Genomic DNA, 22,173 nt, shown 5'->3' with positions numbered 1-22,173 from the left:
AACACAACAAGAAGAAGGGGATGAAGTTTATTTGTCCTCTTCTTCATCTTCGTCAAACTCGTATTCATCGTCCGCAAAGTCGAATTCACTATCTGACATTTCCCCACTGACTTCAGCATCATCAAAATCATCACCGATCTCGAGATCGCCGGCTGATTCGAACATGTCATCATCCGCTTCGTCGAACTCATCTTCTTCGAACTCTCCGGACAGCTCGGCAGCAGAATCAGAAACCAGTTCTTCATCGCCTGACTCATCTTCGTCAAATGAATCTTCTTCCACATTATCTTTGCCTTTTTTCTTGGCGCCCCCTTTAGGGCCAAAGATCAGTGCCCCGATGGGCAACAGTACCAGAACACCACTCATCAGTAGAGTGGTACCTGCTACCGCCAGCAGCATGGTCGGCATTGATTCTGCATGGTTTAAAAATGACATTACCAGCAGATAGGCTAAGAAGCCACCCGGGATGGCAGCCACCAATGAGATCAACGGAAGTTGTAGTCTTGACACAATTGCTGTTCCTGAAACGAGATCAAAAGCAGTAAATCTGATGCGGGCGCGTATGCCGACTCACAGTCGGCGATAGAATAACGTATCCACCATCCTAAAGCGGACTGAGACGAATTATCAAGCCTCGAATTTAAAATGTTCTTTTTAAATATAGAGTCCGGTTTGACGACTCGACCTGTTTGCTGGTATTGATAGTGCAGATAATTCGCATTTAATCGTCTCGATTAGTCTAATTGTTATAATATACACTTCCGACAGCGTACATCACGTTGATCGTCTTGAGGAATCCATGCCTGCTTCACAGTGGAATCAATTGAATCAGAACATCGTTGCCTGCACCAGGTGTGAACGCTTATTGGCCCACTGTCAGAAAATTGCATCGGAAAAACGAAAGTCCTTCCGGGACTGGGATTACTGGGGGCAACCCGTGCCCAATTTCGGGGATCCAGAGGCCCGACTGCTGATTGTGGGTCTGGCCCCGGCAGCCCATGGAGCCAACCGCACGGGCCGCATGTTTACTGGCGATCGCAGTGGGGACTGGCTGTATCGTGCCCTGTTTAAAGCAGGGTTTGCCAGCCAGCCTGAAGCAGAACATATATCTGACGGACTCATATTAAGTGACTGCGCCATCACAGCCACCTGCCACTGTGCACCTCCAGCTAACAAACCGACGCGAGAAGAGATTGAAAACTGTCACCCCTGGCTCGAGCAGACTGTGGAGCTGCTGCCGGTTCAGGTCTTCCTGGCACTCGGGCAAATCGGCTGGAAAGCAGTGCTGGACTTCAAAAAAAGACAGGAAAAACTTACCGGAAAGCGACCTAAATTCTCGCATGGTGCTGAGTATCAGTTTCCTGACGGGCACTGGCTCGTCGGCAGCTATCACCCCAGTCAGCAGAACACGTTTACGGGCCGATTGACCGAACCCATGTTTGATTCGATCTTTGATTTGATCAAACAGAAGATGAATAGGCAGTAAAGGCCGTTTCAGCTTTTTCCTTCTATGCCGACCACGCGATGGAAATGCAGTTCCACTTCCTGATCAATCACGCGGCGCACCCCTTCCACCAGACATTCAGGCTCGTGTTCCGTTTCACCGATCCGTTTGATTTCTTTGAGCGAAGTTCCCGGTGATACCGTAAAGGCATTCTGGTGAATGATCTGATTGCCCGCGTCCAGTTCTGGAATAATAAAGTGGATGGTGGCGCCAAAAGTCAGCATATGATGGCTGAAAGCATCTTCGTATGGCTGGAATCCGGGATACGAGGGAAGCAGTCCATGATGCAGATTAATAATCCGTCCGCCGGCAAAACTCCAGCAGATACTCGGAGGCAGCACACGCATATAACGGGCCAGCAGTACATAATCGACTTCATAGGTATCAAACAGTTCCACCATCCTGGCATTATCCGGATTTCCCCGATCATCGCCGATATTCTGAAAATCAAGCTGATACCGATCCGCGAGAGACTTACATCGGTCCCGATTTCCAATGATGACTGCGGGAGTCGCATTGATCACTCCCGCTTCAATCGCATTCAACACCGCTTCTGCCGGTTCACTGCGATAAGTCGTGCAGATGGCAATTCGGGGGGGCCGTTCGTATTCCTCACGAGCCCAGACACGCAGTGTCAGACCTTTTTGGGTTCCTATCTGCATGATCCGCTCACGTAAAACTGAGATGGGTTCGACTTCAGTCGGCCAGTCGATGCGCAACAGCATCGCAAACAGACGTTCTGAATCATGGTCATACATCTGAATTTCATGAATATTTGCCCCGACACCGGTCACATAGTGCACGATAGGGTCGGCTAATCCGCGGTTATCCGGTCCGACGGCTGTAATCGTTACCTGCATGTTGTCTTCACGCTTTCACAAATTGTAGAAATGCTCATCCGGGTCATTAGATCTGCTTACCCGGTCACTAATTGTATCACATCACCATCCCAGCCCCTGCTGCATCCAACCGCGGAAAACAGAATCGTCTTCCATGCGAATCAATCCTGTTCAATGTAAGCTTTTGTTGGATTTCGTAAACACGAAATGTAAAGAAGTGTTTCAGATTCCTTACAAAATCAAGCTGGCCTGCTGAATCTTCACTACTGTCCACTCAAGTAAATGTTCCTGTTAAGCTGCACTCATTAAAGGCGTTAGTTAAAACTTGCGTGTTTTGCATACTGTAGGGCTTATGAAGATTGTTCCTTCGGCATGGTCTATGCAATCTGCATAACTGGCAAAATGGGATTTTCGCAGGGGAAGAATGTGTACTCCACACCTCTGACCCCAGGCTTATTGTGAGTGAACCGGTTCTCACCTTTTGTTCTGGCCTGCAGCTTCCCTGTGGTCATCGAAGTCTCAGGTAGACCTTCTCAAGGTCTTTCCGATTTGGTGATGACCATTGCCAGGACTCGGAAGCGTGTTTGCCTCCGGGTTGTCTCTCGCGGTTCATGGTTTCTCGATCAGGGCCGAAAACAAAAACGTTACTCTCAAGTAAAACACAAGGAACTCAAACATGTTGAATCAACTTTGGAACGACGAAGCTGGTTTCGTTATTTCTGCGGAACTCGTACTCGTCCTGACCATCGCTGTCCTGGCCATGATTGTTGGCCTGAGCGAAGTCGCTGTCGCTGTAAACACTGAACTGAACGATATTTCAAACGCAATCGGAGCCCTCAACCAGAGCTATGCTTACACTGGTTTTCTTGGAAATGGCGGAAAAGCCAAAAGCTATTACGCCGGTTCACGCTTTGCAGACGCTGCTGATGACTGTGACCTGAACACAACTTGTGATCTGGTTACTGGTACTGCCGTTGTTACTGCTGCTGAAGGTACTACCTTCTAAAACGACTACACCTTGGTCTTAAGGTGCGAATTGAGAGAAACTGATATAATCAGTTAATTCGACTCATCCGGAACTCTGGCAGGGGTTTGCCTCTTCCAGGGTTCCGATGTTTCAAAAAAAACGCATTTGATTCACAGTCTCTTTTACAGACTGTTTAAAATCTTTGATAATGCCTGTTGCCCGAATGCAACCTGTCAAAATTTCTGCGCCCTGCTGGCCCCCTTCCCGACAGATTCTGTAAATCGCAAGTTTGATTACAGTTATAGCGATTCTCAAATCGCGTTTCTTCAGGTCCACATGCCTTGTGGACTTCTCACAACGCCTCCCCACCGGACAAATGGCACAACGACTGCGTTATGAGATCTGCAACAAGACTGAATGAAAACAATAACTGAAATTTAGATCCCAATAAAACAGATACTGATTGATTCGCTGCGTTGTGACCCGTGTTGAGGCTTCTTCCTTTTTAGTGATTTGTCCCCGAAAGAAGAAGAGAAGCCAACGGCATTGCATGAAGGTGAGAGAGCATTCAATGCGAATGATGCTATTGGCACCATTTATGGGCTTCCATTGCTCCGCGGGTCATGACGTGCGATTTACAAAATATTGATGAAAACAAAACTGCAGTTTGTGCTGTGAAATCGCGGGCCGGTGATTTCACAAAAGTGCCTGAATGGAGCGTAGTCTCTCAATCTGGCTAAGTGATAAATTTCGCCATTGCGTGATTTATCGATATGTCGTGGGCTGCTTTCTTTCTCGGAAAGCAAACCACAAACTCGTCTCTCAATTTAGTTTTTTAAGACCAAGGAACTCACTAAGATGTTAAATCAACTTTGGAACGATGAAGCAGGTTTCGTAATTTCAGCTGAATTAGTACTCGTTTTGACCATCGCTGTTCTGGCTATGATCGTTGGACTGAGCGAAGTTGCTGTTGCTGTAAACACTGAACTGAACGACATTTCAAACGCAATCGGATCACTGAACCAGAGCTATGCCTTCACTGGTTTCGCTGGTACTGGCGGAAAAGCTAAGAGCCACTACGCTGGTTCAAAGTTCAACGACGCTGCTGATGACTGCGACGTTAACACAACTTGCGACCTGGTTACAGGTACTCTCGGACTGACTGTTTCTGAAACTCCTTAATCTGGAGCTCAGTCAACTCTGCACAACTCTGTTCAGGGACTTCCTGAACAGAGTTTTTACCAGAAAAAAATGAAACTCCGCCATCTGGAATTTCAACCAACTTACTTAATTCTACTCAAACTTCTCTCTACATAGACAATTAAAAACACAAGGGGATATAATTATGTTACGGGCTTTATGGCAAGATGAATGTGGATTCGTAATTTCAGCTGAACTGGTTCTCGTTTTGACCATCGCCGTTCTGGCTATGATCGTTGGGCTGAGCGAAGTCGCTGTTGCGGTCAACACCGAGTTGAATGACGTTTCCAATGCAATCGGCTCTCTCAACCAAAGCTACGCTTTCACCGGATTTGCAGCCAGCTCAAGCTGCGATGGCAAAAGCAAAAGCCATTACTCTGGTTCAAAGTTCAACGACGCTGCTGATGACTGCGATGTAAACACCAGTTGCGACCTGGTGACCGGTACTCTCGGTCTGACAGTGGATGAACGGTACTAAACCTTAGTAAAGATGAGCGACAATTTAACTCTCTCATTGAACCGGCGGATCTTCCGCCGGTTCTTTTTTTCGATTACACGCTCTTACAGTTTGTTTAGCCCTGATGTTCAGGCTGTTTAACACTTTCATGCCCCACCTGCATCTGTTCCCACCCGATTCTCCTTTCTCCAGACACAACCTAAGTCTTTGACAGGCTAGAACATAGCCTGAGTCACGTATCTGCCATCGTCAGCAGATTACATCCCTCTGGCATACCGTCTGCATTATCAGGTTTCCGTAAGCTGATCTATAAGCAACCACTCATCGATCAAACTTTACAAGCGGAAATACTCTCTCACATTCAAAACTCTCTCTCACACTGCCGCCGGTTGAACACGCATTTCACTGTCGGCGCACTTTATGATTAAGTAAGGGGACTCTCTCATGTTGCGTATCGTTCAGCGTTTGTACAATGAAGAAGCTGGTTTCGTGATCTCTGCGGAATTAGTACTGGTTCTGACGATTGCTGTTCTGGCGATGATCGTTGGTTTAAGCGAAGTCGCTGTTGCCGTGAATACGGAATTAAACGACGTTTCCAATGCCATCGGCGCTCTCAATCAGTCCTATTGCTTCACCGGGTTTCAGGCCGGTTCTCATGGTAAAAGCAAAAGCTATGTGGCAGGCAGTCACTTTAAAGATGCGTACGATGACTGTGACCTGAATACCAGCTGTGATCTCGTTACCGGGACTTCAAGTATCGGGACTGAAGGCTGGTAAGAAGATCCAGTCTCACAATTCAACGTAAAAAAAAGGCAGGTTTCAAATGAAACCTGCCTCTGTTCAATTACATCACACGCGAATCCAGTGTCCTGTTATGCAGATACTTTCGGCTTGACAGGAGTGAGTTCCGGATTTGCTTCTGGTTCTGGCTGCGGTTCTGGAACAACTGGTTTTGCTGATTCCCGACTTTGGGGAGCCAGATTACAGTTACCAGTAGCACAGGCAGTTGTCGGGCAGACTGTGCTGGGAACCATTGTGCAGACTTCGTAAGGAACCTTACGGGCAACACATTTGGTAACATACCGCGTGCAGGTTACAGGAACCTGTTTAGGTACACAACGGGCAACACGGTGTGTGACAGTGAAAGGCACTTTCCGCGTGACGCATTCAGCGACTTTGCGGCTGCACTTTTCTGACACCATTTTGCAGGTTTGCACAGGAACTTTACGTACCCTTTCTTCACAAACCCAGTTACAGGTCTGGTAAGGAACCTTCTGAGCGACTGTTTCCGTAACCCAGCGGCAAGTCCGATAGGGAATTTTGGTCACAACCACTTCAGGTACCATTTTACAGACTTTTACAGGGACTTTGTTCACAATCACTTCAGGTACGTAACGAGTTACCTGTACCGGGCAGTTCTGGCGAACCACTTGCGGCACATACTTGGTACAAGGTACCTGGCAGGCAACACGTTTCAGTCGCCAGACCTTTCGGCAGTGAGTGCGTCCTGGTACCTGAACCATGGTCATCACGGGACGTCCACATGGATCCGTTGACCAGCAGGGACGGCATTTACCAGGCTTGGTAATCTGCTTTGTTTCCCAGACACCCTGCATACGATGTACGGTACGGTACGTGGTAACCGGTTTCATCACCGTATAGCACCGTTCCTGGTTGACCGTTTCCGTTACAGGTCGCATGACGGTTCGACGGCATTCCTGTTCGATGGTTTCCACAACCGGTCGCATCACAGTACGTCGACACTCGCGTTCATGGTTTTCCCAGACAGGCCGCTGTACCTGATAACTGCAATCACGGTACTTTGTTTCCACAACAGGTCGACGAACAGTGTAACGCTCTTCCCGCTCTGATGTTTCATATACAGGTTTTTGAACCGTATATTCGACATCGCGGTAAACCGTTTCATTCACCATGCGATAACAGGTTTGCTGCTTGTCTTCGTAAACTGTCTCGTATTCGGTGCGATAAGCCGTGTACTGTTGAGGTTCTGCAACCTGATCATAAACAGTACGGTAGCATGTTTTCCGCTCGACACGACAAGCGGTATAACAGGCTGTAGGCTGACAGGCAGTCGTGGGACAGCAGTTATAACTGGCTGCTCCAAAATACCTGCAGGCTTGCGCCGAATCATTGACAGCCAGCATTGCCACGGCGGCACATGCTAAGGCCATAATCTTTTTCATTTTTCCCCCTCCAAAAAAGTTCGTCACATGATGAAAGTGTGCGTTTTCCGATTTTCCGTCTCATCTATGACTGCCTGCATTATTGACATGACCTGAAAAAAGATGCAAATCAAAAGCTGACGTCCCGGACGGAAAAATCAAAATCACAGCGGGTTGTTCTATTTAGCACTCAAGCATAGATCACATAGTTTCGGCAACTTGAGGAAAAAAGGGGGTTATCTCTTTTTAGTGAAGAGCTTGTTGCATGATCTACTTTATAATCGTTATCACCTGCAAAGTTTCACAAATGCAACATCCGTTCGAACTAAACTGTTATCAGAACTCAACATGAATCATAGAAACGACATCCGATCTGTCACATCCAACAGGAAATGAAAACATCTACATCACTGGATGTATCAATTTTTTTTATCTGTTCCGTATTTCTTGCTCAATGCATCAAAATCTTCCGGGGTATCCAGGTCGAGCAGAATTTCCGGCACATCACATTCCTGCAGATAAGGTTGTATGTTCCGACTCTGCCAGAGCGCATTGATGCCCTGCTCTTCAGACAGCCTGAAAATCTCACCTGCCAGCGACCAGCGAAAAAAAGTCGGATGTCCTTTCCGATTCTGGTACGTCGGAATCATTACATCAGCCGGACATCGTTCCCAGGACTGACATAATTCGTCTATGACGGACTGCTCCAGCACAGGATGATCCGCGGGAACCAGTAACCATCCCTCTTCTTCCTCAGGCTGATAATGTTCCTCAATCCAGCGTAACGCATACTGGACGCTGGATTTCATATCGGGCGGGTCCGATTCTGGCTGAACCAGATCAACCTGCAGATCAGCCAGATGCTTCTTTAACAGCACGTCATCTCGGCGGGCGACAATGACGATTTTTGTAATCCCCTGACTGCTCAAGCCTCTCACCAGTCGCTGAATCACCGTTTCAGTTCCCAATGTCAGCAGCAGTTTATGTGTTCCCATCCGTCGACTTCGGCCGGCAGCAGGAACAATAGCAAACAGGCGGCGCGTTGTCATTAAATCACTCATTCCGATAAGATACTGTCAGGCCGGCCTTTTTAAAATCCGACTCCGGTGGAGTACTGTCATAATCCAAGTGGTCGTTCAGAGCTTGTCTGAACTATTCAGAGTTAAGGACGAATCGTGCAAATATTGTTGACTAATGATGATGGAATACACGCTCCCGGCATTCGCAGCCTGCAGAAAGCGTTAACCCAACTCGGAGATGTTGAAGTTGTTGCTCCCCTCGCTGAACAAAGCGGGGTGGGATTAAGTATTACCTACTTACATCCCCTGATGATACATCAGGAATTCGAAAGTGAAAAGCACTGGGGCTGGGCGGTCGCCGGCAGTCCCGCAGACTGCGTGAAACTGGGAATTCTGGAGTTCTGTCCGAAACGACCCGATCTGATTGTCAGTGGCATCAATTCCGGTTCGAATGTGGGCATCAATGTTCTCTATTCCGGTACAGTCGCTGGAGCCATCGAAGGTGCCTTCGCGGGTATTCCCTCGATCGCGATCTCAGCCGCAAGCAGTTTTGCCAACGACACGAAACCCGACTACGACCGCTGTGCCGCTCAGAGTGTCCCCATCATCAGTAAACTGTTACAGGAAAAATCACCCTCGGATGGTCTCTGGAATATCAATTTTCCTGAAATACGTCCGGATTGGCCACGGGGAGTGAAATGGACTTCACTGGGGGTTAAACGACATTTCGATGTCATGGAAAAACGAATTGATCCCCGCGGGCGACCTTATTTCTGGAGTGGACTTGACCCCATTCAAAACCATCAACTCGAACCAGGCACAGACATCCATGAACTGGCGGAAGGCTTTGTTACGGTCACCCCCCTGAAATTTGACTTAACCGATCACGAACATCTGCAAGCATCATCAGAACAACAATCTGGCGGAGAGATCGACTTGAACCTTAAATGAGTGCAAATACCGGATTTACCAATCCCGCTTTGCAAAGTTTGACATTTCCCGGCAATGCGGGATAATCAGGAAGTAAACATTCATCTGCGGTACAAGCCTGCTTTCAAACCGCACGTATTATAAAAACTTTAATCTGTCTCTAGTTGTGTTAAGGAGGTGCGCAGTGAATCACAATCAGTCACCGGAACACAACAGACTCGCCTCACGAATCATATCAGAAACATTCCCGGAACTGCAGACCGGCGATTTTCTGCAGAACATCATCGATTCAGATCAGCAACTGCTCCGAAACATCCTTTCCATCACTCCCCTGATCATCTGGGCCGTCGATCGTCATGGCAGCGTCACACTTTCTGAAGGGGGTGGTCTGTCCCGCCTGGGATATCTTCCCGGAGAATGGGTTGGGAAATCTGTTTTCAAAGAGTTTGCCGATGACCCGGAACTGATTGATATTTTCAAACGAACACTCAAAGGCGAAGAACAGCAGCAGACCCGGGCCGTAGGTGAGCTTGTCTTTGATGTCGAATACAATCCGTTGTTTGATGAACACGGACACGTCGACGGATTTCTTTCAGTCGCCATTGATATCACTGAAAAAGTCACTTCACAGGAAGAACTCCGCCGTTCCGAAGAACGCTTCAGCAAGATTTTTCAGGTCAACCCGATCGCCATGTGCATTACGGAGATCGACACCGGAATCTTTATCGAGGTCAATGAAAAATTTCTATCCGCGCTGCAGTGCGACCGGGAATTTATCCTGGGGAAAAGCGCCTTTGACATCGGTTTCTGGCCCAGTAAAGAAACTCGCCGGGAGATGATTGAAAAAGTTCAGAAAGAAGGCACCGCGCGCGAGCTTTCATTTGACTTTATCATTCCGAATGGAACCCGTTTATGCACCATGCTCTCCGCGGTCCAGATCTACTTTCGTGGTGAAACTTTCCTTCTCTCCTGCGTAAAAGATGTCACCAGGGAACAGTCAGCTCTGGAAGAACTCGAAAAATTGAACGAAAACCTGGAAGTCAGAGTCGCTTCCCGCACGGCCGAACTGGAACACGCACATGCCATTCTCAATGAAGAATACACCAAACGGAACCGATTGTATAACGCGCTGCAACAGACAGAAGCCAAGTGGCGCTCACTGGTGACCAATGCACCTGATACGATTCTGACCCTGGATCATGAAGGGAACATTCTCTACATCAATCACCAGATCGAATCGGTAAATATGGCTGACGTTATCGGCTCATCCATTTTCAGCTATATGAATCAGGCAGACCTCCATAAAGCCCGCGAAATTCTTCAGGATGTCTTTCATTCGGGAAAAACACAGGTTATGGAGACAGAAGGACTCAATCCGGAAGGCAAAAAAACACTCTACTCCTGCCGCATCGGTGCCATGGTGAGTGAAGGTATTATTATCGCCGCCATGGTCATCGCAACCGATATTACTCAACAGAAACAGGCAGAACAGGAACTCGTACGACGCCGCGCGGAACTCGCGCACCTTTCCAGGCTCTCTACAATGGGAGAACTGGCTGCCGAACTCTCGCACGAATTAAATCAGCCACTGGCAGCCATCAACAATTATACGAATGGCTGTATTCGACGCATTCAGTCAGGAACCACGACCCTGGATAATCTGATTGAACCTCTCGAAGAGATGTCACGTCAGGCACAGCGTGCCAGTGAAACCATCAAGCGTCTCAGGAGGCATGTTCAGAAAGGCGAAGTGGAACAGAAAAAGCTGGATATCAACGCCGTCATACAGAATTCGATCGCGCTCCTGGAACACGAAATTCAGCGTAATTTTGTCTCACTGCACCTGGAATTAAGCCCGGGACCTCTTCGGATCATTGGAGACGCGATCCAGATTGAACAGGTATTGGTCAATCTGCTGTTAAATGCCTTCGAAGCCATGTCGGAACATGCCCCCGAACACCGCAAAGTCATGATTCAATCGGATCAGGATCAGACGGGAAATCTCATGATTTGCGTAACAGACAGTGGAACAGGTTTGAAAAAAGGGCAGGAAAATTCTATCTTCGAAACGTTCTATACTACGAAACAAAAAGGACTGGGCGTCGGTTTGTCAATCAGCCAGACGATTATCGAAGCCCACGGAGGGAAACTGACCCCACGTCGTAACAAACAGGGAGCCAGTTTCATTATCACCCTTCCATTAGCTCATGGAGATCGAAACAGTGATGACTGAAAACATGACCATCCAGCAGGAAGCAACCGTCTTTGTTGTTGATGACGACCCCGCCATCAGAAAATCACTCCGCTGGCTGATTGAATCGATCGGTCTGAAAGTGCAGACGCATGAACTTGCCAGCGATTTTCTGGAAAGTTATTCCCCGGATATCCCCGGCTGCCTGGTTCTGGATGTCAGAATCCCCGGCATGAGTGGCCTTGAATTGCAGGAAAAACTGCGAGAACAAGGCTACGATATCCCTGTCATTATTGTCTCTGGTTATGGGGATGTCCCCATGGCTGTCAGGGCCATGAAAGCAGGAGCAATCGACTTTCTCGAAAAACCCGTCAGCGATCAGGTTCTGTTGGACTACATTCAGAAAGGCATCGAAACTGATATTCAGAATAAACAGAACCGGGTACAGAATCAGGATCTGCTGGAACGCAAAGAATTACTCACCCGCCGCGAACGGGAAGTCATGGAGTATGTTGTCGCCGGTTTTTCCAGCCGCGAAATTGCCGAAAAACTGAATGTCAGTTTTAAAACAGTCGAAGCACACCGCGCCAAAATCATGAAAAAAATGCAGGCCAAAAGCGTGCCAAAACTGATTCAGATGGACCTGCAGATCAAAGATGTTCCCGAGTATCACCGTGATCACTGAGACTTTGATTTTGACCCTGATTCCGCAATAATCAAACCAGTATTCAATCACTTTTATAATTGCCCCTTGAGATTCCCCGGGAACAATTTTGAACAATCATACCGAACTGGCATTAAACGGCGTTCCCGTTTGCGATACGTTTGCGGAAGCATTTACCACGGTTGGCACGCGAATCATCGTGACGGCTCTAACAGAATCCTGGGTCAGAATCGCAGCGGCAGAAGTCACCGGTTATGCAACCAGCGTGATTGCCTGTGACGCCGAAGCCGGAGTTGAAAAATATCTCTCACCGGCTGAAAGTCCCGATGGTCGCCCCGGGGTCAGCCTGATGTTTTTTGCCTTCGGACAGTCGTCTCTGGAAAAAGCCGTCTCGAATCGCGTCGGGCAATGCATCCTCACCTGCCCGACCACTGCCTGCTATGCCGGTTTTTCCTCCGACGATCCGGAAAAGAACATCGCCTTAGGCAGCCAGTTACGATTTTTTGGAGATGGCTTCCAGGTCTCCAAAAAATGGGGAGACCGACGACTCTGGCGCGTGCCCGTCATGGATGGAGAGTTTGTCTGCGAAGATCAGACGGGAACGTTCAAAGGGGTCGCCGGCGGTAATCTGATTATCTCTGCCACTGATCAGAAAAGCGGACTTCTCGCAACAGAAGCGGCCGTCTCAGCCATGCAGCAGGTCGATCTCACCATTCTTCCCTTCCCCGGAGGCATCGTCCGCAGTGGCAGTAAAGTCGGCTCCCGCTATGCGAAACTCAAGGCCAGTACCAACGATGCCTTTTGCCCGACTTTACAGGCTCAGACAACATCCGAACTACCGGAGAACACCGGCTGCGTCTATGAAATTGTCATTGATGGTGCAGCGTTTGAACCCGTGCAACAGGCAATGCGGGTCGGCCTGCATACTGTCTGTCAACAACCGGGCATCCTCCAGATTACCGCCGGAAACTATGGCGGCAAGCTGGGAAAACACCACTTCCATCTTAAAGACCTGATCGACACCGCTCTGGCCTGAGCGGTCATCCGCATCGGTTAGAGCGCATCACATTTAAGTAGAGCGTCTCTCAATCTAATATACTCGGGCCAAACACCCCTGGAGACGCTACAGTAAAACGGAACACAGTCTAGTCTTCTTTTCGAAAACTTTCGGAAATCAGCATTTCCTGTTCAAACTGGTGGCTACGTCCCGAACCGGTTGCCGGACTGGCACTTGCCGGACGATACACGCCTTTCAACGGATGACGACCAAACAGATTGCCCTTGAAGCGACAATACATGAACCGCCAGGCCCCCATGTTTTCAGGCTCTTCCTGAACCCAGTACACGGGAGTTCCATCCGGAAACGGTGCCAGCTGCTGTTCCAGTTCCTCTTTGGGAACCGGATAGAGCTGTTCCATGCGGATGATGGCTACATCGTCGCGCTCAGTCTGTTTGCGGTGCTCACTTAAATCATAATAGATCTTTCCAGTACACAGCAGAATGCGTTTGACCTTCGCTGGCTCCAGATCGGTGGTATCGCCGATCACTTTGATAAAGGATCCCGAACACATCGACTTAAAGCTGGAAACCGCGTCACGATGCCTTAACAGGCTCTTGGGCGTCATCACAATTAATGGCTTCCGCCATTTGCGGATCATCTGACGCCGGAGCAGATGGAAAAACTGATCCGGAGTGGTGGGCATCGCAATCTGGATATTACTTTCCGCAGCCAGTTGCAGAAAACGCTCGAAGCGAGCACTGGAATGTTCCGGCCCCTGCCCTTCAAAACCATGTGGCAACAGCATTACCATGCCGCTGTAACGCTGCCATTTGTCTTCCGCACTCACGATAAACTGATCGATAATCACCTGGGCAGCGTTACAGAAATCACCAAACTGTGCCTCCCAGATAATCAGACCGTCAGGACAGTCCAGACTATAACCATAATCAAAGCCGAGCACCCCTGCCTCGGAAAGCGGGCTGTTGACAAACTCGACCGGCCCCTGTCCCCCGACCAGATGTTTCAACGGGGTATATTTTTTACCGGTTTTGACATCATGCAGCACGGCATGTCGATGGCTGAATGTGCCGCGTTGTGCATCCTGACCACTGACGCGAATTCGGTATCCTTCGGTCAGTAAAGAGGCAAAGGCCAGCGCCTCAGCCGTTCCCCAGTCAATCTTTCGCTCGCCCTCTGCCATCTCCTTACGGATATTCAGCAGCCGCTGGATTTTCTTGTGAGGTGTAAAGTGCTCGGGAACCTCAGTCTGCTTCAACAGCAGGTTCACCAGGTTTTTCTCGGGCACACCGGTATCAATCTGGTCTGCCGGTAACTCTCGACCGCCACGGTAGCCGGCCCAGATCCCTGCGGGCAGCTCAACGGTATGCGGATAATTCTCGACCCGGGCTGCTGCCAGCTCGGACTCCAGATGGGAAATACTTTCATCCTGCAGTCGGTCGCCGTCCTCTTTCGTCACAGACTTCCGTTCCAGCATTCGCTGCAGAAAACTGTCTCTTACCGAAGGACGCTTGTTGATAATGTCGTACATCAGAGGCTGCGTGAATGCGGGCTCATCCCCTTCATTATGTCCACGACGACGATAGCAATACATGTCGATCACAACATCACGGTGAAATTCTTTTCGGAAATCCATCGCCAGGCGAACAACCTGGGCCACCGCTTCCGGATCTTCCCCGTTTACATGGAAAATGGGAATCTGCAACATCTTCGCCACGTCTGTCGCGTAGGTAGATGAACGACTCTGTGCCGGATCAGTTGTGAAACCAATCTGGTTATTCACGACTACATGAATGGTACCACCGGTTCGATAGCCCCGGAGCTCACTCAGGTTCAAGCTCTCCTGGACAACCCCTTCCCCGGCAAATGCAGCATCACCATGAATCAGCAGGACCATACCTTTGGTACGATCAATATTAGCCCAGCGATCCTGCTTGGCCCGCATGCGGCCCATCGCAACCGGGTTCACAAATTCCAGATGGCTCGGGTTGAAACAGAGCGTCAGGTGCACGTTGTGACCCGACTCGGTCATCCAGTCGGAACTGTAACCCAGGTGATATTTCACATCGCCTCGACCGACGCTCATCTCGGGGACAGAGTCTTCGTATTCGCGGAAAATTTCGCGCGGCTTTTTCCCCATAATGTTCGTCAGAACATTCAGACGACCCCGATGTGCCATCCCGAAAACGATTTCATCGACCCCCTGCTCTCCCGCTTTTTCAATCGCCAGATCCAGCAGAGGTATCAGACTCTCGGCTCCTTCCAGCGAGAAGCTTTTCAGACCGACGTATTTTTTCTGAATGAACTCTTCAAACACAACCGAATCGGTCAACCGTCGCAGAATCCGCAATGACTCGGGACGTTCGAACTTCAGAAAATTCGCGGTGCTCTCCATCCGGTTCTGCAGCCACTTCCGCACGCGCAGACTGTCGATGTGCATAAACTGCGCACCGATTGATCGGCAGTAGGTATTCCGCAACCACTGGATCATCTCACGCAGGGTGCGCTGCTTGGGACCACCAAATGTTGAGGTGGAAAAGACGCGGTCGTAATCCCGTTCTGAGAAATCATAGAATTCGGGCATCAATTCCGGTGGCGTCGCCCGTTTCTTTCCCAACGGGTCCAGTGATGCCAGAATGTGACCACGCACCCGGTAATTACGAATCAGCTGGTCCAGACGCTCCTGACGATCTGCAATTTTCATCGTCTGGCGGTCCATCCCCTCGGTCTTCTGTTTACCAGGAGGGTTGAACATCGTATGACGTTTGAAGGAAGGCCCGAAACCTGGCTTGCGGCTGCGGGTCATCTTCTGGGAGAACTTCGAGAAATAGTCACGCCATTCCTGCGAGACCGAGCTCGGCGACTCCAGATAGCTCGTGTACAGCGACTCCACGAAAGTTAACGATTCCGAGCTTAAATCGTTGACCATTTCTTCAGGCAGCTGATTGTCGGAGTGCCCATTGCCTTCTGAGTAAAACGAAGCAGAATCTGGTTTATCAAGCATTATGCCCTCTCCGGGCTTAGTTATGAATCCGGACAAAGGCATCAACAGTGTCTACTCGACACGCAGGGAGAATGCTCTGTCGCGAATACAGATTTAAAACATGTTTCTTCTACATTACCGTATTAGATCAGAGATTTAAAGCTCTCTACTCTAGCAGACTTGCGCTGTCCGAAAGAAAGTTACCAAAGTCGATTTCACTTTCCTACTCAACCGCTGCCATACTTTTATCCAAATTTTCAGGAAAAACCGGAAAATCGGGAATCAACCCTCTGACAGACCATCACAGGCATTATTCGACCATTCCATTCCCGATAACAGCAAAAAAAAACCGGCTCCGATGTCCAGGACATCGGGCCGGCGGGTAAGCTTGATCTTTCGTGATTGTTACCTTCAATCGTTTCCCATTGCAACCGGAAACAAGGCAATCACCGTATTTAGACCAGTGGAGTGTCATTTTTAAATTTTGGGTTGAAACATATCACAAGAGTGCGACAACGGAGCACGTAAACAATACCCCCAACCCTCAATTTTCAGCTTGACAAAGCACTAAGTCTGCTGACGAACAACTCGTTTACGGATATCTGTTTCCAGAACACCAAATGCCTGCTCATGACGCTGTAAAGCCATTGAGAGAGCACTCAACAGTCGCTTGGCGGTGTAATGGTTCAGGATGATTCGCTGACCAACATTGATCTCAGTGTTCGCTGGATCCAGTGGCTGAGGATTCAGACCCAGATCTAAAATCAGTTCTTCTGGTGTGCTCGAAACACGGCAGAAGTTGGCGTAGCTGGCAGCCACATTATCGTCATTTACTTTGACCTGTTGCTGCTGTGCGGGAGCCTGTGCCGCTTCTGCGGCAGGTTCTGTTGTCTCATCAGCTGGTTTGTCATCTTTCTTAGCACTCACGCTTTTTTTCTCCTCAATGTGATACAAATTCTTAAGAAGTAACTGGTTCCAGAAATACAGAACCTGAACTGATTTGAAATGAACTTCACCCTGAAACTTCGGCAGTTCACCCCGAAAATACTTGATTGATTCGTCCTGACTGTACTCAAGACACCTGAAACATACCACCGCGGTGTTCAGCATTCAAGAACAGAACACAAAGACTTTAAAACTCTTGGAATTCAGACTGTAAGCGTTTACGAAAATGACTGCATGTTGACAAAACGCAACTCGACAACCTATTTCTCCTACAGCTTCCAGAACATGGGGTTTTTAGAAAAAAGGCCCTGATGACAGCTATCGCATCCTCACCAGGGCCTGAAATTTACTTAGACTATTTAAAGTATAGGACCTGCCCAGTCTGAGAAGACATCGTCGAAATCGGCATCGATTTCATTGCTGAGCCCGGCCAGGTCCAGATCACCGCTTTCCTCATCGATCAGATCCGAAACATCGATCTTTCCGCCATCGACAATCGAAAGACCGTTCAAACGCAAGTCATTGATCAACTCGTCGCTCAAACCTTCCAGAACTGTCAGATCCAGTTCGCTTTGATCCAGACCCTGGCTCTGCAGCAGCTGATTCACGAACTGAGTCAAACCTGGCTGAACCGGCGTTTCACCTGTCAACAGGCTGCTGGTCACATCAAACACAACTGGAGACAGTTCTTCCAGTGGCGCGATGACAGTCACCAGCGAACTCTCATTCTTGGTGACCTGCGTCACAGGAGGTTCCGCCACCAGAGGCAGATTAGCCATCAGCGGAGCATTCACCCCGATCAGGATCTCAAAGCTGCCGGCAGCAGCGGCTTCGTGGGCAGACTGTAGAATCAAGGTATCCAGAATGGAAGGCAGTTTGCGAACACCCGGGTCCAGGGTCGCGTTCATCACGTCGCCGGCATGAACCGTATCATCCAGGTGCAGACCATCATCGGTCAGCGTCGCTTCAAAGCCACTCCCGACGAAGGACAAAGTTCCTCCCACTCCGGTTTGTATAAAACTTTCAAACGGTGCATACGTGTCCGTGAATCCGAGCACGTGGCCGATTTCGTGTAACAGAACCGTCAGCAGGTCATAATGACCGGCGGCGGCAGAACTCGCATCAGCTGTGTAAGATACACCCCCTTCCAGATCAGTATCACTGAAGGCAGAGGAATCCAGATCCGAATACCAGCCCAGACCGGCGGCATTATCATCCAGTGTCACGATCCCCGAAACCGGACGACCCTCTTCATCCACTCCGGTAATCTGACCTTCACCCAACTGAGTTCCACCCAGATCGGTGATCACCAGTTGAATATCCAGGGACTCTTCCAGTCCCAACGCATCCTGCCAGATTCCCAACGCTTCATCCATCACCTGATCGATCGAAGACTCACCGGTAATATCCGTCGTCCTACCGTACCAGCGTTGCAGGAAGTTGGATGGATAAACAACCTGTCTGTCTCCCCCTTTGTGGACGCCGTAATTGGTCGCCAGGAATGTCAGATCGCGATGATTCACTGTTCCGCTCTTATCGGAATCCAATGCCCAGACATACGGGGAATTCGAATCCAGCACGTTCTGCCCGTAAACAGATACCAGCATAATCAGGTCACGATAATTGATTTTGTCGTCATCATTCACATCGAAGGCGATGGCCCACAGATCGGTCTGCGGAGCATCACCGACAATGATCTGCGTCTCAACATCGCCTGTCAGACCGACTTTAACATTGCCCAGGGAGAGCCCCAGAGCGTGGGGACCAATGAATTTATCCTCAAAGTCAATCGTGACATCATCCTGTACCAGCGATTCAAACTTCACGCGGGCCAACAGGGCTTTATTGTAATTACCGACACGATCCAACGCCGCGGAACCACTGAGTCCTGTTACCACACCCGTGGTATCATCAATAATGGCTGTACCATTGTCAGAAAATGCGCGGCTGAATTCGATCTCAGTCGCTGTGAAGAAATTCGTATTATAATTCAGATCAACAGTCGCATCAGTGATGGAATTGGCATCCGCTGTTTCCACATAAATTTCCACCCAGAATGAACTCCATTCATCAATCCAGGTGTCACTGACAGGCAAACCACTGATGTGTCCGGTCGAATCGATCTCAGTCTGATTCCGTACGACCACGATATCGAAGGCAGTCCCCTCATTCAGAACCTGATCGTTGGTAACAGCCTGGGTGCCATGCAATGGATCACCGACTCCTGGCGTCACCGTAATCGTCAGGTCATAACCACCGCCATCAAACGCGCCGACCTGCTGATTACCTTCGCTATCATGACTGGAAATGTCGAATGGATCATAGCTACTAACATCATCATAGGCTCCATTCAGAGCACTCACACCAATGTAATAGGTACCGTCCGCATCTGCGGTGAAAGTCACATACGAATCGCCTTCACCATAAGTGACCAGGTATTCATCTGGCGCCAGATTAGTATCAGAAAATGCAACGATCTCCCCTGCTTCATTGAAGATATAAATCACGCTGTCCAGTCCGGTGAAGAGCATGTCGCCGTCCACATCGACCGTCACAGAATCCCCATTATTCAACTGTACCATGAACATATCGACGTCCACCAGGGGATCATCCAGGGTTTCATTATTTCCAATGACCCCCTGGTAAACCTGAGTCCCCGGCTCGTTATGGGTTAAATTGGTATCCGTTGCCGTCCCAGTCGTATCACCATGTTTATCCGACTGATCAGTATTGAATGTCGAGGTAATCGCCCCGGTGAAATTCAAAGTAATCTCTGCACCAGTGGAATCAGTGAAAGTCAGCGTGCGGCTGATCGGCACGACCAGTTCAAAAACCCCTCCCCCCAGATCCGTAAGCTCAGCTTCAGACCAGGAAGACAAACCATCCGGTGGAGTTCCGCCTGGATCAAAGAATGTCAGTTCCAGACCGGAGGCAGTATCTGTATTCTGTGAAATCACACTGTCATTAAATGCATTCAATGTAATTGAGTCGACTTTACCATTTTCCAGAATCCATGGATCGGTGACGGAAAAAGTACCATTATTCAATGATTGCTGACTTGAAAGCATCGAAGCAATCACATCACGTAGCCCCAGGTTATAAGTACCAAAACCACCAAACACAGTACTTGTCAAACCAAAGTCTGCCAGCGAAGTATTACTGGCATTTCCAGTTGCACCTCGCTGGGGATTAACCAGTCCTGAAGGATTAATTTCCAGATAGGAATCTGCAATCTGGATGCTGGTAGGAGTGACCAGATCATCCAGGACCACGGTCATACGACCACTCAGGTCAGTCTGATTCAGATCCATATCCTGAGAACTCAGGTTTGAAATTTCCCCACCGCTGTTCACACTACCGGAGACCGAAATATGACTCTGATCAGTCTGAACTTCAAACTGGTAGGCCTGCTTCTGAGTCACATTGGATCCAACAATGTTAATTTGACTGGAGTGGACACTCCCCCCCCCTTTCTGCAGTGAATCGGGTTGAGAAATATCTACTGAATATTCGATGGGGTCGGCATCCAGTGTGACATCGAAGGCCTTGAACTGGGCATATCCGATACGGGAATAGGAGCCCCCCACACCTGCAGATAACGACGTCACACCACCATTGAACTCGACAATTATATTACCATCATTATCGATGTTGATCGCAGCATTACCAGAATTCAGACTGAGTACCGACGCTTCACCCATGATGTTGGCCGCCAGTGCCTCTGGAATATTTCCGGCCCCCGCCCATGTCAGGGAGACCAGGGCTCCTGAGAATCCGGTATTAGCATCATTTCCCAGCAGTTGCTGCAATTGATCGCTGATCCAGACCTCGACGACATAATCCTGTCCGACATAGTACTCGGTTTGCTCGGAAGGCAGCGATACCGCATTATCGACTTCCGGTGAGACACCAATATTATTACCAGACAGAATCTGTGTGCCGAGCCCGGCAATTTCCACTTCAACAGCCAGATCACCATTATAGAGCTGGTCCAGAATCGCGCTGGTAAACACTGTCGAATCATCATGGGCCCAGACACCACTGATGAGCCCCTCTTCAAAGTCGACAGTCGGGTTATCGTCGGTATTGGTTTTATGATAGATCGTAAATACCGTACTACCACTGTTTGTTGTATCGATAATACGAACAGCAGTCAGATTTGCCTCGATGTCAACGATGGGGCCTGAACCGGAATCAGAATTATTGAAATCGGCAAGCCCGCCGATTGTATAATTCAGATCCTGCTGACCATTCGTCAGATTAAAAACGGCCCCCCCCTTAGCACCTAAGACGACTGTATCAAAAGTTGTCGAGGCACGGAAGTAAGTAAAATCAGTGCCCGAAGAGGCCACCGGACGAGCGATCAACCGAATCTCAGTCGTAGTCTGTGCATCAGGCGTCAATATAAACGAACTTGAAACATCGTCGGAAAGTGTATCATCGGAATGAGCGGTCACCGTAATTTCAACCGGCAGACGAACTTGACTGCTGGCATATTCATTATAGGTAATATTTAAATTACTCCCCGAGATGGAAATCACGTTCGTCCAGAAATTGGCAGGCAGCGATCCTCCGCCAACCAGCGTTGCTTCCACACTATAAGTCACTATATCGCCAGCGTCTGGATCGTTGAAATGCAGATCCAGATCAATGGTTTCTGGTGTCAGGCCATCCCGCGAAATATCTTCCAGTTCGTCTGTAACGACCAGATCCTCATTGCTACCGTGAATCGTCACATTTACAGTCGCGGTATCAGTTACAGTACCATCACTAACAGTGTAGACGAAGGAATCCGCCTCGGTATCAGGTGGCAACAGATCCGGATGAATACCGTTCGGATCATAGGTCAAACTACCATCTGCCTCGAGTGTGACGGTCGCACCCGAAGTCAAGGTCACAAAATCCCCTGCGTTGGTCACAGCCTGACCATCAATCAGAGTCACCGTCAGAGTATCGGTCGCATCAACATCAACATCATTACCCAGAACATCAATGTTGACCGTACTGTTTTTAGATACGTTGGCAGTATCATTGTTCGCTTCAACAGGATCGTTGACCCCCGTCACAGTGACCGTCACCGTCCCGGTGTTGCTCACACCACTATGGGTATCAGTCGCCGTATAAGTAAATGAAACGCTTGTGGTCTCATCAAGTGCCAGATCCTGGAAGTCGGTTTCCGGATCGAATGTGAAGGTGCCATCTCCGTTATTCACAACAGAACCGTCACCGGCATAGGCAGGCGAGATCACATAGGTCAATCCACTACCGTCTTC

At 49.1% G+C, this 22,173-nt stretch carries 16 protein-coding genes; 9 read left to right on the top strand and 7 right to left on the bottom strand.

Annotated elements, in window-relative coordinates; translation table 11 throughout:
* Positions 1-27 precede the first annotated feature (27 nt).
* Positions 28-510, bottom strand: a complete 483-nt coding sequence (locus ACN0YH_RS16300; protein WP_417380637.1) for a hypothetical protein — start codon at positions 508-510, stop codon at positions 28-30.
* A 289-nt stretch (positions 511-799) separates the two neighbouring features.
* Between ACN0YH_RS16300 and ACN0YH_RS16295 the strand changes: the two genes are divergently transcribed.
* A complete protein-coding gene (locus tag ACN0YH_RS16295) occupies positions 800-1,486 on the top strand; it encodes a uracil-DNA glycosylase (RefSeq protein WP_417380636.1) in 687 nt (228 codons plus the stop codon).
* Positions 1,487-1,494: 8 nt separating this feature from the next.
* Here the strand turns inward: ACN0YH_RS16295 and ACN0YH_RS16290 are convergent, their stop codons facing one another.
* Positions 1,495-2,364, bottom strand: coding sequence for a formyltransferase family protein (locus tag ACN0YH_RS16290; protein ID WP_417380635.1), 870 nt, complete (start codon positions 2,362-2,364; stop codon positions 1,495-1,497).
* A 655-nt stretch (positions 2,365-3,019) separates the two neighbouring features.
* On the opposite strand from ACN0YH_RS16290, the gene ACN0YH_RS16285 reads away from it, so the two are divergent.
* The 4 genes from ACN0YH_RS16285 to ACN0YH_RS16270 all read left to right on the top strand — a co-directional run bounded on the left by ACN0YH_RS16285 (position 3,020) and on the right by ACN0YH_RS16270 (position 5,744).
* Complete coding sequence (locus tag ACN0YH_RS16285; RefSeq protein WP_417380634.1) at positions 3,020-3,349, top strand: hypothetical protein; 330 nt, start codon at positions 3,020-3,022, stop codon at positions 3,347-3,349.
* Between the two features lie 819 nt (positions 3,350-4,168).
* On the top strand, positions 4,169-4,492 hold the full coding sequence (locus tag ACN0YH_RS16280) for a hypothetical protein (protein ID WP_154933905.1): 324 nt from the start codon (positions 4,169-4,171) through the stop codon (positions 4,490-4,492).
* 163 nt (positions 4,493-4,655) lie between these two features.
* Positions 4,656-4,988, top strand: coding sequence for a hypothetical protein (locus tag ACN0YH_RS16275; RefSeq protein WP_154933907.1), 333 nt, complete (start codon positions 4,656-4,658; stop codon positions 4,986-4,988).
* 423 nt (positions 4,989-5,411) lie between these two features.
* Complete coding sequence (locus tag ACN0YH_RS16270; RefSeq protein ID WP_417380633.1) at positions 5,412-5,744, top strand: hypothetical protein; 333 nt, start codon at positions 5,412-5,414, stop codon at positions 5,742-5,744.
* Positions 5,745-5,839: 95 nt separating this feature from the next.
* Here the strand turns inward: ACN0YH_RS16270 and ACN0YH_RS16265 are convergent, their stop codons facing one another.
* Together ACN0YH_RS16265 and ACN0YH_RS16260 are read right to left on the bottom strand one after the other, a co-directional pair.
* Entirely contained in the window at positions 5,840-7,171 is a 1,332-nt protein-coding gene (locus ACN0YH_RS16265) for a hypothetical protein (protein ID WP_417380632.1), read from the bottom strand.
* A 398-nt stretch (positions 7,172-7,569) separates the two neighbouring features.
* Entirely contained in the window at positions 7,570-8,199 is a 630-nt protein-coding gene (locus ACN0YH_RS16260) for a nucleotidyltransferase family protein (protein ID WP_417380631.1), read from the bottom strand.
* A 126-nt stretch (positions 8,200-8,325) separates the two neighbouring features.
* Between ACN0YH_RS16260 and surE the strand changes: the two genes are divergently transcribed.
* The 4 genes from surE (at position 8,326) to fhcD (ending at position 12,990) form a co-directional block, all read left to right on the top strand.
* Positions 8,326-9,120, top strand: a complete 795-nt coding sequence (gene surE, locus ACN0YH_RS16255) for a 5'/3'-nucleotidase SurE (protein ID WP_417380630.1) — start codon at positions 8,326-8,328, stop codon at positions 9,118-9,120.
* Positions 9,121-9,283: 163 nt separating this feature from the next.
* Complete coding sequence (locus tag ACN0YH_RS16250) at positions 9,284-11,332, top strand: PAS domain S-box protein (protein ID WP_417380629.1); 2,049 nt, start codon at positions 9,284-9,286, stop codon at positions 11,330-11,332.
* Positions 11,325-11,975 (top strand): response regulator transcription factor, encoded by a 651-nt coding sequence (locus tag ACN0YH_RS16245; protein ID WP_417380856.1) that lies wholly within the window; start codon positions 11,325-11,327, stop codon positions 11,973-11,975. Before ACN0YH_RS16250 ends, ACN0YH_RS16245 begins: the two co-directional genes overlap by 8 nt.
* 88 nt (positions 11,976-12,063) lie before the next feature.
* Positions 12,064-12,990 carry a formylmethanofuran--tetrahydromethanopterin N-formyltransferase gene (gene fhcD, locus ACN0YH_RS16240; protein WP_417380628.1) on the top strand — a complete coding sequence of 309 codons (927 nt, stop codon included), beginning with the start codon at positions 12,064-12,066 and terminating at the stop codon, positions 12,988-12,990.
* Positions 12,991-13,099: 109 nt separating this feature from the next.
* On the opposite strand, the gene ACN0YH_RS16235 is transcribed toward fhcD, so the two are convergent.
* The 3 genes from ACN0YH_RS16235 to ACN0YH_RS16225 form a co-directional block, all read right to left on the bottom strand.
* Positions 13,100-15,976, bottom strand: a complete 2,877-nt coding sequence (locus ACN0YH_RS16235; RefSeq protein ID WP_417380627.1) for a 2-oxoglutarate dehydrogenase E1 component — start codon at positions 15,974-15,976, stop codon at positions 13,100-13,102.
* 546 nt (positions 15,977-16,522) lie between these two features.
* Positions 16,523-16,882, bottom strand: a complete 360-nt coding sequence (locus tag ACN0YH_RS16230; RefSeq protein WP_417380626.1) for a DUF3467 domain-containing protein — start codon at positions 16,880-16,882, stop codon at positions 16,523-16,525.
* Positions 16,883-17,259: 377 nt separating this feature from the next.
* A partial coding sequence (locus ACN0YH_RS16225) for an Ig-like domain-containing protein (protein WP_417380625.1) occupies positions 17,260-22,173 on the bottom strand: 4,914 nt, incomplete at its 5' end.

The sequence above is a fragment of the Gimesia sp. genome (assembly GCF_048262075.1).
Classification (GTDB): domain Bacteria; phylum Planctomycetota; class Planctomycetia; order Planctomycetales; family Planctomycetaceae; genus Gimesia.
Note: the sequence above shows the minus strand (reverse complement) of the source record. Positions and strands in the feature narration are given on the sequence as shown.

Bases quoted from the DNA above. Each gene is read 5' to 3' on its own strand.
- ACN0YH_RS16295 (WP_417380636.1), top strand. From the start codon at position 800: ATGCCTGCTTCACAGTGGAATCAATTGAATCAGAACATCGTTGCCTGC.
- ACN0YH_RS16270 (WP_417380633.1), top strand. From the start codon at position 5,412: ATGTTGCGTATCGTTCAGCGTTTGTACAATGAAGAAGCTGGTTTCGTG.
- ACN0YH_RS16280 (WP_154933905.1), top strand. From the start codon at position 4,169: ATGTTAAATCAACTTTGGAACGATGAAGCAGGTTTCGTAATTTCAGCT.
- ACN0YH_RS16245 (WP_417380856.1), top strand. From the start codon at position 11,325: ATGACTGAAAACATGACCATCCAGCAGGAAGCAACCGTCTTTGTTGTT.
- ACN0YH_RS16290 (WP_417380635.1), bottom strand. From the start codon at position 2,364: ATGCAGGTAACGATTACAGCCGTCGGACCGGATAACCGCGGATTAGCC.
- ACN0YH_RS16260 (WP_417380631.1), bottom strand. From the start codon at position 8,199: ATGACAACGCGCCGCCTGTTTGCTATTGTTCCTGCTGCCGGCCGAAGT.
- ACN0YH_RS16265 (WP_417380632.1), bottom strand. From the start codon at position 7,171: ATGAAAAAGATTATGGCCTTAGCATGTGCCGCCGTGGCAATGCTGGCT.
- ACN0YH_RS16275 (WP_154933907.1), top strand. From the start codon at position 4,656: ATGTTACGGGCTTTATGGCAAGATGAATGTGGATTCGTAATTTCAGCT.
- ACN0YH_RS16235 (WP_417380627.1), bottom strand. From the start codon at position 15,976: ATGCTTGATAAACCAGATTCTGCTTCGTTTTACTCAGAAGGCAATGGG.
- ACN0YH_RS16285 (WP_417380634.1), top strand. From the start codon at position 3,020: ATGTTGAATCAACTTTGGAACGACGAAGCTGGTTTCGTTATTTCTGCG.